Consider the following 12866-nt stretch of genomic DNA (forward strand, 5'->3'; position numbering starts at 1 on the left):
CCGGCCTCCACACATCCGCCGCCACGGCGCTCAGCCCCCCACCCACCGGGCCCGGCGGTGAACGGCACCACCGCCACCCACCACCCCGCCCCCGGATGGGGACCCGCCGCAGGGGGCCACTCCCGGGTCCCGGTCAAGCCGCCCGCCAGGGCCACCCCCCAGTCCGGTCAAGCCGCCCGCCAGGGCCACCCCCCAGTCCGGTCAAGCCGCCCGCCAGGGCTATGCCGTCGCCAGTTCCTCCCTCGGCACGAACTGGACGTGTTGCCGTCCCCTCCGCAGGTCCAGCTTCAGGCGGAGGTTGGCCGCGCGGGCCAGGAGCAGGCCGACCGCCACGGCTGCCAGGGCGCATATCAGGCCGCCCAGCGCGAAGCTGAGGCGGACGCCGTACGCGTCCGTGAGCCAGCCGAAGAGCGGGCCGCCCAGCGGGGTGCCGCCGACGAAGACCATCATGAACAGGCTCATCACCCGGCCCCGCATCTCGGGGTCGGTGCCCATCTGGACCGAGGAGTTGGCGGTGACGTTGGTCGTGAGGCCGACGATGCCGATCGGGACCAGGAGCAGGACGAACAGCCAGAAGGAGGGCGCGAAGGCCGCCGCGATCTGGAGGACGCCGAACAGCGCTGCGGCCCCGACGAGGACCCGCAGCCGTGAGGTGGCGCGGCGCGCGGCGAGCAGGGCGCCGACGACCGAGCCGACGGCCATCAGCGTGTTGAACATGCCGTACATCCCCGAGCCGCCGTGGTAGACGCCGTTGGCGAAGGCGCTCAGCCAGATCGGGAAGTTGAAGCCGAAGGTGCCGACGAAGCCGACCAGGACGATCGGCCAGATCAGGTCCGGGTGTTTCGAGACGTACTGAAGGCCCTCGCGGAGCTGGCCCTTGCCGCGCGGGGTGCGGGGGGTGTGGTGCAGTTCGGCGGTTCTCATCAGCAGGAGGCCGGTGAGGGGCGCGAGGAACGACAGGCCGTTGGCGAGGAACGCCCAGCCGGGGCCGACGGCGGCGGTCAGCACGCCCGCGACGGCGGGGCCGAGCAGCCGCGCGGACTGGAAGTTCGCGGAGTTCAGACTGACCGCGTTGCGCACCTGGTCCGGGCCGACCATCTCCGAGACGAAGGACTGCCGCGTCGGGTTGTCGACGACGGTGACCAGGCCCGTGAAGAAGGCGGTCAGATACACATGCCAGACCTCGACGTTTCCGCTGAGGGTCATCACGGCCAGGAACAGTCCGCCGATACCCATGGCGCTCTGCGTCATGAACAGCAGCCGCCGCTTGGGGAACCGGTCGGCGATCACACCGCCGTACAGCCCGAAGAGCAGCATCGGCAGGAACTGCATCGCCGTGGTGACACCGACCGCGGCGGACGAGCCGGTGAGGCTGAGGACCAGCCAGTCCTGGGTGATACGGGCCATCCAGGTGCCGGTGTTGGAGACGACGGCACCGGAGGCGAAGAGCCGGTAGTTACGGACCTTCAGGGACGAGAACATGCCACCGCGCTGGTTCGCTTCGGTGGCGCCCGGTATAGCGGGCTTGTCGGGGTCGGGTAGTGGTGCGGGTGCGGAGTCTGCTCCGGGTCCCGTACTCAAAAGCGTTCGCCTCCTGGGCGTCGAGGGGCAGAGGCCTCCGGTGGATCACCGGAAACCTCCTAGAGGTGGGCGAGCTTCTCCAGCACGGGGGCGGCGGCGCGCAGTCTCGCCCACTCGTCCTCGTCCAGGTCCTCCACCAGGCCGGCCAGCCATGCGTTCCGCCGGCGGCGGCTCTCTTCGAGCATGGCCTCGGCCCGCTCGGTCTGGGTCACGACCTTCTGGCGGCGGTCCTCGGGGTGCGGCTCCAGCCTGACCAGGTCCTTGGCTTCGAGCAACGCGACGATGCGGGTCATCGACGGCGGCTGCACATGTTCCTTACGGGCCAGCTCACCGGGCGTCGCCGAGCCGCAGCGGGCGAGGGTGCCGAGCACCGACATCTCGGTCGGGCTCAGCGACTCGTCGACCCGCTGGTGCTTGAGTCGGCGCGACAACCGCATCACCGCGGAGCGCAGCGCGTTCACGGCGGCTGCGTCGTCGCCATGGCTAAGGTCAGGCATAGTCTTTAGCGTAACTCATTACTCTCTCTAAAGACCACCGCGATTCACGTGAGTCCGCACACCCCTCGCCACATCTCCGCGCGCCCGTCACCCACTCGTCACCCGTACGAGTGAGCCGGGCACGAAAAGTGACACACCGCCGGGGGCGGGCCCGCGACCCTCGTCCGTATGGGGACCACAGTGCTCAGCCTGCGGATAGACGGGGAGCTGCTCGACCGGCTCCGGCGGCACGCCGCCAAAAGGGGAATGAGCGTCCAGGACTATGTCGTCCGGACGCTCATTCGCGATGACTTCGACGAGCGGTTCCACTCGGCCGTCGAGGAGACGGAGCGGTTCTACGGACCGCCGCCGGGGGCGCCGGAGCCTCAGGTGAGCCCGAGCGCCGGCATCAGGTAGTAGAAGGCGAAGACCGCCGACACCACGTACATCGCGACCGGCACCTCGCGGGCGCGGCCCGCCACCAGGCGGAGCACCGTGAAGGTGAGGAAGCCCATGCCGATGCCGTTGGTGATCGAGTACGTGAACGGCATCATCACCATCGTCACGAACGCCGGGATCGCGATCGTCCAGTCGGCCCAGTCGATCTGCCGGATCGAGCCGGACAGGATGAGGAAGCCGACCGCGAGCAGCGCCGGGGTCGCCGCCTGGGACGGCACCATCGTGGCGAGCGGGGTGAGGAACAGCGCGACGGTGAAGAGGCCGCCGGTGACGACGTTCGCGAAGCCGGTCCGCGCGCCCTCGCCGACGCCCGCCGTGGACTCCACGAAGCAGGTCGTCGCCGAGGACGAGGAGGCGCCGCCGGCGGCGACGGCGATGCCGTCGACGAAGAGCACCTTGTTGATGCCGGGCAGATTGCCGTCCCGGTCGGTCAGCTTGGCCTCGTCGCTGATGCCCATGATCGTGCCCATCGCGTCGAAGAAGCACGACAGGAGCACGGTGAAGACGAACAGGACGCCGGTGAGGAAGCCGACCTTGTCGAAGCCGCCGAACAGACTGACCTTGCCGACCAGCCCGAAGTCCGGTGTGGCGACCGGGTTGCCGGGCCACTTGGGCGTCGTCAGACCCCAGGACGGCACCTTCGCGACCGCTTCGATGATCACCGCGAGGACGGTCATCGCGACGATGGAGATGAGGATGGCGCCGGGCGTCTTGCGCACCAGGAGCGCGAGCGTGAGCAGGGTGCCGAGGACGAAGACCAGGACCGGCCAGCCGTCGAGGTGTCCGTCGGCGCCGAGCTGGAGCGGCACCGTGGTGTGGGCGGCGTCCGGGATGCGCGAGACGAAACCGGAGTCGACCAGACCGATCAGCATGATGAACAGGCCGATGCCGATCGCAATGCCCTTGCGCAGCCCCAGCGGCACCGCGCTCATGACGCGCTCCCGCAGCCCGGTGGCGACCAGGAGCATCACGACGAAGCCCGCGAGGACGACCATGCCCATCGCGTCGGGCCACGACATCCGGGGCGCGAGCTGAAGGGCGACCACCGTGTTCACGCCGAGCCCGGCGGCCAGGGCGATCGGCACATTGCCGATGACGCCCATGAGGAGCGTGGTGAAGGCCGCGGTGAGGGCGGTGGCGGTGACGAGCTGGCCGTTGTCGAGCTGATGCCCGTACATGTCCTTCGCGCTGCCGAGGATGATCGGGTTCAGCACGATGATGTAGGCCATCGCGAAGAAGGTGGCGAAGCCGCCACGGATCTCCCGGGGGACGCTGGAGCCGCGCTCGGAGATCTTGAAGAAACGGTCCAGGCCGTTCTTGGGCGACTGGGGCGCAGGCGGCTCGGCCGCTGCGTCGACCTTGGCGGTGGCCGAGGGGGGCATGCGTGACCTCAGTTGTATGTTCGTACGAAGAAAACGGGCCAATCCAGGACCGGTTCAGTATGAACATATCAAGGGGGCGGACGCCATCTCCGCGCGTAGACATGCGGAGACGCGCGGTGCGGAGGCGGGTGCGCGGGGCTCCGGCGAGCGCCCCGTAAGGCCCCCGTAAGCTGTGCCCATGGAGAAGTGGACCCCCCGTCACGAGGCGCCGGAGCCCCTGGAAGGCCCCGTGGTGCCCACCATCACGGGCGGCACGATCCTCTGGTTCGTCCTCTTCCTCGTACAGCTCCCCTTCTACGGCTGGTTCGACGACCACGGGCACCTGTGGTGGCTGTGGACCTGCCTGGCCGGCGGCGGGCTCGGACTGATCGGGATCTGGTACGTGCGCAAGCGGGACGCGGCCATCAAGCGCGACGCCGCCGCCCGGGACGCTGCCGCGTCCGAGGGCTAGACAGGCCTCCGGGTTCTCCGGGTTCTCCGGGTTCTCCGGGTTCTCAGGGTCGGGTACACCCACAGGACCGCCCCGCTCGAAAAGTTCTCCTCCCGTAGTCGGATCTTTGGGGCCCCCGGCGGGTGAACCGCCCTCGCGTTACGTACCGTCAAAGGCATGACGCATATCGACGCGGGCGCCGAACTCGATCCTGTGCATCCGGTGCCGATACCGGCGGGGGTGGTGGCGCGCGGGCTGACCACGGCCGAGGTCGCCGAACGGGTGGCCCGGGGCGAGGTCAACGACGTCCCCGTGCGCAGCAGCCGCTCCACCAAGGAGATCGTCCGCGCGAACGTCTTCACCCGGTTCAACGCCATCATCGGCGTGCTCTGGATCATCATGATGTTCGTCGCGCCGTTCCAGGACAGCCTGTTCGGCTATGTGATCCTCGCGAACACCGGTATCGGGATCATCCAGGAGCTGCGGGCGAAGAAGACCCTCGACTCGCTCGCCGTCATCGGCGAGGCCCGGCCGACCGTACGGCGGGACGGCGCCGCCACCGAGATCAGTACTTCTGAGATCGTGCTCGGCGACATCATCGAGATCGGTCCCGGCGACAAGGTCGTCGTGGACGGCGCGTGTGTCGAGGCGGACGGTCTGGAGATCGACGAGTCGCTGCTCACCGGCGAGGCCGACCCGGTCGTGAAGCAGCCGGGCGACGCGGTCATGTCCGGCAGCTTCGTCGTCGCGGGCGGCGGTGCCTTCGGCGCGACGAAGGTCGGCCGCGAGGCGTACGCGGCCCAGCTCGCCGAGGAGGCGTCCCGCTTCACACTCGTCCACTCCGAGCTGCGGACGGGCATCTCCACCATCCTCAAGTACGTGACGTGGATGATGATCCCGACCGCGATCGGGCTCATCATCAGCCAGCTCGTCGTCAAGGACAACAACTTCAAGGACTCCGTGGCGCGGACCGTCGGCGGCATCGTGCCGATGGTTCCCGAGGGTCTGGTGCTGCTGACGAGCGTCGCCTTCGCGATCGGCGTCATCCGGCTTGGCCGGAAACAGTGCCTCGTGCAGGAACTTCCCGCCATCGAAGGCCTCGCGCGCGTGGACACCGTCTGCCTCGACAAGACGGGCACGCTCACCGAGGGCGGCATGGACGTCACCGAGCTGCGCGCGCTGAACGGCGCGGACGACACATACGTCCGTACCGTGCTCGGCGCCCTCGGCGCGGCCGATCCCCGGCCCAACGCGTCCCTCCAGGCCATCATCGACGCCTACCCGGACGGCGCGGGCTGGCGCTGCACCGAGTCGCTGCCGTTCTCCTCGGCCCGCAAGTACAGCGGCGCCAGTTTCGGCGAGAGCGACGGGGACACCAGTACGTGGCTGCTCGGCGCGCCCGACGTGCTCCTGCCCGCGGGCGACCCGGCGCTCGCCGAGACCGAGACCCTCAACGAGCAGGGGCTGCGGGTCCTGCTGCTCACCCGCGCCACCAAGGAGCTGGACGACCCCGAGGTGAAGCAGGGCGCACGGCCCACCGCGCTCGTCGTCCTGGAGCAGCGGCTGCGGCCCGACGCCAGTGACACCCTGCGCTACTTCGCCGACCAGGACGTCCGCGCCAAGGTCATCTCCGGGGACAACGCCGTGTCGGTCGGCGCGGTCGCCGGGAAGCTGGGGCTGCCGGGCGCCGAGAACACCGTCGACGCGCGGACCCTGCCCGAGGAGAAGGAGGGCATGGCGGACGCCCTGGACGAGCACACCGTCTTCGGCCGGGTCACGCCGCAGCAGAAGCGGGACATGGTCGGCGCGCTCCAGTCGCGCGGGCACACGGTCGCGATGACCGGTGACGGCGTCAACGACGTACTCGCGCTCAAGGACGCCGACATCGGCGTCGCGATGGGCTCCGGGTCCGAGGCGACCCGCGCGGTCGCCCAGATCGTGCTGCTCAACAACAGCTTCGCGACGCTGCCGTCCGTCGTCGCGGAGGGCCGCCGCGTCATCGGCAACATCACGCGCGTGGCGACGCTTTTCCTCGTCAAGACGGTGTACTCGGTGCTGCTCGCGATCTTCGTGGTGTGCTGGCAGGTCGAGTACCCGTTCCTGCCCCGCCACCTGACGCTGCTGTCGACGCTCACCATCGGCGTCCCGGCGTTCTTCCTCGCCCTCGCGCCCAACAAGGAACGGGCGCAGCCGCACTTCGTACGGCGGGTGATGCGGTACGCGATTCCGGGCGGGGTGATCGCGGCGGTCGCGACCTTCGTGACGTATCTCGTGGCCCGGCACCACTACTCCGGGCCCGGCTCCCTCGACGCCGAGACCAGCGCGGCGACACTCACGCTGTTCCTGATCTCGATGTGGGTCCTGGGCATCATCGCCCGCCCGTACACCTGGTGGCGGGTCTGTCTGGTCGCCGCGATGGGCGCCGGGTTCCTGCTGGTCCTGGTCGTGCCGTGGCTCCAGCACTTCTTCGCGCTGAAGCTGGTCGGCACCACGATGCCGTGGGTGGCGGTGGGGATCGCCGCGATCGCGGCGGCCGTCCTGGAACTCCTGTGGAGAGTGGTCGACCGCCGCGTCCGGGTGTGACGTGCGTCAGTGGGTGACTGCGTCAGTTCACGGCGACGTAGTCACCGGCGGCCTTGACGGCCGGGGTGGTCGACGTGCCGGCGAAGCTGTAACGCCAGTAGCCGGAGGTGGACGCCTTGACCGTGGTCTTCAGGTTGCCCTTGGAGTCCGACTTGATCGTCTTGACGGTCGAGTAGGTGCTGCTGCCCTTCTTGCGGAACTGGAGCTGCACGGACTGCTGGGTGTAGCCCCCGTACTTCAGGCTCTCCCAGTTGGCGCGGGTCAGCGCGCCGGTCACCGTGAGCGTCTTGCCCTTCTTGACGGGCTCGGGGGAGGCGTTCACGGTGAGCTTGGAGGCACGCTGGAGCCGCCAGGTCTTGGCGTTGTCCTTCTCCATGAAGTCACCGTCGTTGGCAACGGCGTAGACCGCGGTCTTCCAGCTGCCCGCTTCGGAGTTGTAGAAGTAGTCCGCGCGCACGTCGACCGAGAAGGTGCTCTTGCAGTTGGACGTGGTCGCGTTGACCTTGGTGCACTTCGCCCCCTCCTCTTCGTTGGAGAAGATGAAGTTGTCGAAGTCGTCGAAGTTCGAGCCGTGCCACAGCATGGCGTCCGCGGAGCCGATGCCCTTGTTGTCGGTGGCCGTGTAGGAGACCGTGAAGGTCTTCTTCGTGGTGGTACCGAGGACGACGTCCTTACCGCCGTTGACCACGACGTTGGAGATCTTGGTGTCGCCGGAGGAGTCGTCCGCCGGGCCCTTGGCCGCGAACGGGGCCACCCTCTTGGCGCCGGGGTCATCCGCCTGCGCGGCGGGCACAGCGAGAGCGGTCAGGGCCAGAGCGCCGGTCAGAACGGCGGCGGCAGAGGCACGAGTGCGCATGGGTTCCCCTGTTTCAGGTCTGTCTGCTGAGTCCGGTGACTCAGCAGACAAGACCTGAGACAGGTGTGAATGGTTGTACGTGGATGTGCAGATTGTATGAATCAGGTGGCTGGATCAGATCGGCGGTCGCTCTCACCGGCCTCGTACCGGGGAAAGACACTGGTGTCGATCTGCCAGTCGCCGACCTGGATACGGGCACCGAACGGGTACTCGCGGCTGCTGGTGTAGCGCGCGGTGTCACGGCTGCGACCGGTCGGCTCCGTGTGGTGATGTACGAGGCCCGTCCGCGGGTCGATGATCAGGTAGTGCCCGATCCCCATGGCCGGATAGTCACGCATCTTCGCGACGTAGTCGTTGTCCGGGTTGGACGGTGAGACGATCTCGGCCGCGAGCAGAACCTCCGCCGGATCGACCCCCGCTGTCGGTGCGTCCAGTGCTTCCTCGCGGACGACGACCAGGTCCGGACGGCGCAGGACACCGAGCCGGGGATCCTCCACCTCCGGCCCGTTCTCCGCGATGAAACCCGGGTCGGTGACCGGGACCTGCGGATCGAGCTGGCGGCGCAGCCGTCGCGCCGCCAGTTCGTGGCGTGTGGACGGCGACACCGCCATGACGATCTGGCCGTCCGAGATCTCGACCGGGCCGAGCCCGGCCGGGACGTTCAGCAGATGGGCGTAGCGCAACAGATGCTCGTAAGCGGCCTCGCTCATGAGCCGACGATAGCCAGCGGAGCCCGGCCGGGCAGGGGTCGTCAGTCGAACCAGCGGTCCCTGGCCAGTTCGTCCGTGCGGGACGGGTCTTCCAGGAGGGCTGCTACCTCGAAGCGGCGGGGCCACTGGCCCGTTGCCCAGGACAGGGCCGCTGCTACGCCCTCGACGGTCGCCGCGTGCACCGTGCCGTCGGTCGTGCGGTGCCAGTCCACCTCTACGTCGCCGACGAAGAGTTCCTCGTGCTCGGTGTACGTGGCCGGGGTCGCGGGGCCGAGCAGCGTACGGACCGACGCGGGCACCGGATGCACCACGCCCTCGCCCGCGACCGCGGTGGTGACCGTCTCGCTGAGCCGCCGTACCTGGAACAGCTCGGCGAGGTCGGCCGCGCGGGGCGGGCGGACCGGGAGCAGCGGGACGCCGGCCGCGAACGGCAGCAGGTCCGGCGAGTCGGCGACGACGGCGTCCGCCGCGTCCACCACCGCGACCCGGCCGTCCACGACCGCCCGCAACTCCTCCGGAAGGGTCACCTGTTCGGGGTCGAGGTCGGCCAGCGCGCTGTAGAGGGCGTGGAGTTGGGCGGCCGTCACATCGCGGTCGGGGTCGGCGAGCCGGTCGAGGAGTTCGGCGGCGCCGCCCGGCTCGGCCAGGAGCGCGGCGACGGAGGTGCGCACGCCGAGGGCGCGCAGGACCTGCTCGTCGTCGAAGCCTGCCGCGTCCGCCGACTCGTACAGTCCGGCGAGCAGCGGGTCGCCGCCCGCCGCGCGGAGCCCGGCGGGCCTGCGCCCTTCGAGTACGGGGTGGCCGCGCAGCCACCACGCGGTGTACGGGCGGACGGTCTCGGTGGTGCCGTCGGGCAGCAGGACCCGTACCGGCTGGGTGAGGGCGTCGCGCAGCGGCGGGCGGGAGAGCAGGGCGAGCGCCTGCGGCCAGCGCTCGTCGTCCACCAGGTCGAGGTCCCGTACGGCGACGAGTTCGGTGGCGACCGGCGGGACCGGGGAGTCCGGAAGCCGGTCGAGCACGTCCTCGCACCAGACGTCGACGGCGTCGAGCAGGCCGGGGTCGTCGGGCTGGGCGAAGTCGCCTTCGCGGGGCTCCAGTTCATCGGGGTCGAGAACGACGTCGGTGGCGCGGACGAGCGCGAAGTCGGCGAGTACGCCGCACGCGGCCAGGGGCTGCGGTCCCCAGCGGTGGGCCAGCTCGCCGTCGACCGCGTCGATCTCGCCCTCGCGCACCACCGAGGCGAAGTCGCTGCCGGGCAGCAGCAGTTCGCCTGCCGGGGCGAGTTCGCCGGATTCGTCGGCGAGGGCGAGGGCGCCGAGCCAGGGCTCGTCACCGGGTTCGAGCCCGGCGTCCCTGACCAGCGCGAGGACGACCTCGGCGAGTTCGTCGGCGCCGAGCGCCCCCGTACCGTCCACATCCCACGTGTCGTCGTCCAGCGAGGCGGCGACCGCGGCGCGGACCTGCGGGGTCGTCAGCACGGCCCGGGGCGTGGCGGGGAGCGCGCCGAGCTTCTCCAGCAACGGATGGACGGCGTCCGGATGGGCGACCTTCAAGCCGAGGCGGGCGAGGGACGCGGGCCCGGTGAGGTCGTCGGCGCCGCCGGTACCCGGCGCGGGGAGCAGGATCTGCCGGGGCCCGATCCGGGTCGAGCCGTCGGCGAGGGGCACCGGCAGACCGCTGAGCCGGTCCGGGTCGACGCCCGCGAGGCTGTCGTACAGGCGCCACCACCACTCCGGGTCGCGCTCCAGGCCCGCGAGCCGGTCGACGGCCTCGGTCAGCGGGACCCGGGCGACCCCGAGCGTGCGCAGTTCGACACGGCGTTCGAGCCCGGCGGGCAGCAGGCTGGGCAGCACCTCGGCGAGGACCCGCACGGTGTCGGCGCCCGCGCCCTCGACCACCTCGGCGTCGCGGGGGCGCAGGGCGCCGCTGTCGGACGCGGACGGTACGGGATCCCCGTCAGCGAGGTCGTCCCACTCCCGCGGCGCGTCCTCGTCGTCCCGTGCGGCGGGCAGCGCGGGCGGCAGGAAGGGGGTGCGGGGCAGCCGGGCGAGGACGGCCTGCCGCAGGGCGCCGTCCAGCTCGCCCTTGCCGAGGGGCCCCGGCACCAGGTCGATGGTGCCGGGTGCGACGGGGCGCCAGGCGGCGAGGAGGTCGGCGTACGCGTCGGCGGCGCGGTCGACCAGGAAGTCGGTCAGCGGGCCCGGCGCCGCGTGCCGCCGTGTCGGGTCGAGGGGGAACGACGCGATGAGCAGCGCCGGGACGCCCAGGGCCTCGTCGCTGGGGGTCGGGGCGTGCACGACCGGGGCGGTACGGGGCGGCAGCGGGGCGCCTTCGGCGTCGACCGGGACGGCCCAGGTGACGGACCAGAAGGGCCGCAGCCGCTCCTCGACGGGCCGCCCCACCAGCAGCTCGGGCGCCACCGCGCCGTGCCGCGCGACGGTGCGCCAGCGCGAGGTGCCGTCGCGGGTGTCCTCCACGACGGTGTACGGCTCGGCGACGGACCGGCGCAGCGTTCGGACCGCTCCCCCGGACTCCACGACGACCTCCGCGAGGCCCGGCAGGGCGAGCAGCAGCGCGTCGTCCACGGCGTCGAGCAGCCGCGCCACGAGATCCCGCGCGGCGGCGTCCCGCAGCGGCAGGATCACCACGGTGTCGTACGGGTCGGGCGCGGTGCCCTCGGCGGGGAACGGGAGCCTCAGCAGCGGGACATGGCCGTCACGGCGGCGCAGCTCCTCGCCGAGCCCAGGCCCCGCGGCGGCCCGCCGCGCGGTCTCGTCGGCGAGGGCGCGGGCCTCGGCGAGCGACCAGCGGACGCCGCCGGAGCGGCCGACGACGGCGGGTTCGTCGGAGACGGCGAGCACGGCGGCGAAGCCGACACCGAACCGGCCGACGGCGCCCTGCGTCGCGTCGTCGCGCTTCGCCGACGCGCGCAGCGTGGCGAGGGATTCGACGCCTGCCGCGTCGAGCGGGGCGCCGGTGTTGGCGGCGACGAGGACGTCCTCGTGGAGGGTGAGGCGGAGTCTGCCGGGGGCTCCGGCGCGGGCCGCCGCGTCGGCTGCGTTCTGCGCCAGCTCCACGACGAGGCGGTCCCGGTAGCCGCCGAGCGCCAGGTCCTCCTCGGCGTTGGCGTCCTCACGGAACCGCGCGGGGCTCGCGCCCCAGGCGTCGAGCACGCCGCGGCGCAGCCGGGCCGTCCCGAACGGGTCCGCCCCTTCGGGGGCCGGCCGCACGAACTTGCTCACGGGTCACTCCTTGTCGCGGGACGCTCGGGACGCTGCCCTCGCTCGGCACAGTCCGACGCTACTCGCGTCGGCGCCCGAAGGTACCGCGCCCCGGGGTGACCTCAGGAATGCCCCAGTTCCTCCGTGGGAGAAGCCTCATCGACGGAGCCGGAGTCCGGCTCGGGGCGGAGCGGGAGGACGTCCACGCGGGTCTCGTCGATCACCGGTGGCGCGGGCCGGGGCGGTACCGGCATCACGGCGGCCTCGGAGTGGCCTCCGCAGCCGTACGAGAGGGAGACGAGGTGGCCGTCGGCGGGCGAGAACTCGTTCGCGCAGACTCCGAACGCCTGTCCGAGTGAGCCGCCGATCGGGGCGAGGAAACCGCAGGACACGCAGGTCGCGGGCGCGGCCTGTGCCATCGGCGCCTTCGCACCGTACGACTCCTCCCAGCGGTCGGCCGCGATGTGCAGCCCGTACCGCGACAGGACGCGGGCCCGGCGCATGCCCAGCTCCTCGGCGACCGACGCGATCGAGCCACGGGACGGCACCACGGGGAGCACGGCGGGTGAACCGGCGGTCACGTCGGCGTCCTCGGCCTCCGCGAGTTCGGCCATCTCGTCGGACACGGCGGCGTTCGGCGCGGGCTCGTCCTCGCCGGTGTACCCGGGTTCGAGGCGCAGGTCGTCGGCCTCGGTGGGCAGCAGGTCGCCGGGGCCCAGGTCGCCGGGGCGCAGCCGCTCGCTCCACGGCACCCACTCCGGCGCGAGCAGCGCGTCGGAACCGGGCAGCAGCACGGTCTCGTCCAGCGTGACGACCTTGGCGCGGGACGCGCGGGCGACGGTCACGGCCCAGCGCCAGCCCCGGTAGCCGGGCTCCTTGCATTCGAACAGATGGGTGACGACCCGGTCGCCCTCGGCGAGCGTCGCGACATGTTCGCCGACCACACCCGGCGCCGCTGCCTCCTCGGCCGCGTCCCGGGCGAGCCCCACCGCCTCGGCGCACAGGCGGTCGGGGGTGCGGCTTCGCGTTGTCGCTGCGCTCACAGGTATCGCTTCTCTCCTACGCCGTCTGACGAGTGCGCCCCCCGGACGGAAGAGCCGGAACCATCGGGAACACGGACGGAGCGGACCGGAGGGCCGCGTCGACGTCCGCGCCCGATCGCCTCGGG

At 71.4% G+C, this 12866-nt stretch carries 10 protein-coding genes; 3 read left to right on the top strand and 7 right to left on the bottom strand.

Annotated features, from left to right (window positions below; translation table 11 throughout):
• Nucleotides 1–219: 219 nt before the first annotated feature.
• Nucleotides 220–1581: an MFS transporter gene (locus tag ACIQNU_RS21675; protein WP_401368710.1), complete on the bottom strand. Its 1362-nt coding sequence runs from the start codon at nucleotides 1579–1581 to the stop codon at nucleotides 220–222.
• Between the two features lie 59 nt (nucleotides 1582–1640).
• Complete coding sequence (locus ACIQNU_RS21680; RefSeq protein ID WP_401368712.1) at nucleotides 1641–2078, bottom strand: MarR family winged helix-turn-helix transcriptional regulator; 438 nt, start codon at nucleotides 2076–2078, stop codon at nucleotides 1641–1643.
• 168 nt (nucleotides 2079–2246) lie between these two features.
• On the opposite strand from ACIQNU_RS21680, the gene ACIQNU_RS21685 reads away from it, so the two are divergent.
• Nucleotides 2247–2474: a ribbon-helix-helix protein, CopG family gene (locus ACIQNU_RS21685; RefSeq protein WP_401368715.1), complete on the top strand. Its 228-nt coding sequence runs from the start codon at nucleotides 2247–2249 to the stop codon at nucleotides 2472–2474.
• Here the strand turns inward: ACIQNU_RS21685 and ACIQNU_RS21690 are convergent.
• Nucleotides 2444–3898 carry an NCS2 family permease gene (locus ACIQNU_RS21690; protein ID WP_401368718.1) on the bottom strand — a complete coding sequence of 485 codons (1455 nt, stop codon included), beginning with the start codon at nucleotides 3896–3898 and terminating at the stop codon, nucleotides 2444–2446. The two genes, ACIQNU_RS21685 and ACIQNU_RS21690, sit on opposite strands and share 31 nt — an antisense overlap.
• Before the next feature lie 178 nt (nucleotides 3899–4076).
• On the opposite strand from ACIQNU_RS21690, the gene ACIQNU_RS21695 reads away from it, so the two are divergent.
• Nucleotides 4077–4349, top strand: a complete 273-nt coding sequence (locus ACIQNU_RS21695; RefSeq protein ID WP_401368721.1) for a DUF2530 domain-containing protein — start codon at nucleotides 4077–4079, stop codon at nucleotides 4347–4349.
• A gap of 156 nt (nucleotides 4350–4505) precedes the next feature.
• Nucleotides 4506–6911 carry an HAD-IC family P-type ATPase gene (locus ACIQNU_RS21700; RefSeq protein ID WP_401368724.1) on the top strand — a complete coding sequence of 802 codons (2406 nt, stop codon included), beginning with the start codon at nucleotides 4506–4508 and terminating at the stop codon, nucleotides 6909–6911.
• A 22-nt stretch (nucleotides 6912–6933) separates the two neighbouring features.
• On the opposite strand, the gene ACIQNU_RS21705 is transcribed toward ACIQNU_RS21700, so the two are convergent.
• From ACIQNU_RS21705 to ACIQNU_RS21720, 4 genes are all read right to left on the bottom strand, one after another.
• The gene (locus tag ACIQNU_RS21705) at nucleotides 6934–7767 is read right to left on the bottom strand and encodes a DUF5707 domain-containing protein (protein ID WP_401368725.1); all 834 of its coding nucleotides are present in this window, start codon (nucleotides 7765–7767) and stop codon (nucleotides 6934–6936) included.
• A gap of 101 nt (nucleotides 7768–7868) precedes the next feature.
• On the bottom strand, nucleotides 7869–8477 hold the full coding sequence (locus ACIQNU_RS21710) for a Uma2 family endonuclease (protein ID WP_401368728.1): 609 nt from the start codon (nucleotides 8475–8477) through the stop codon (nucleotides 7869–7871).
• Nucleotides 8478–8518: 41 nt separating this feature from the next.
• On the bottom strand, nucleotides 8519–11719 hold the full coding sequence (locus tag ACIQNU_RS21715) for a sacsin N-terminal ATP-binding-like domain-containing protein (RefSeq protein ID WP_401368731.1): 3201 nt from the start codon (nucleotides 11717–11719) through the stop codon (nucleotides 8519–8521).
• A 101-nt stretch (nucleotides 11720–11820) separates the two neighbouring features.
• Nucleotides 11821–12741, bottom strand: coding sequence for a DUF3027 domain-containing protein (locus ACIQNU_RS21720; protein WP_401368733.1), 921 nt, complete (start codon nucleotides 12739–12741; stop codon nucleotides 11821–11823).
• Between the last annotated feature and the right edge of the window lie 125 nt (nucleotides 12742–12866).

It is taken from the genome of Streptomyces sp. NPDC091292 (assembly GCF_044757265.1).
Lineage (GTDB): Bacteria > Actinomycetota > Actinomycetes > Streptomycetales > Streptomycetaceae > Streptomyces.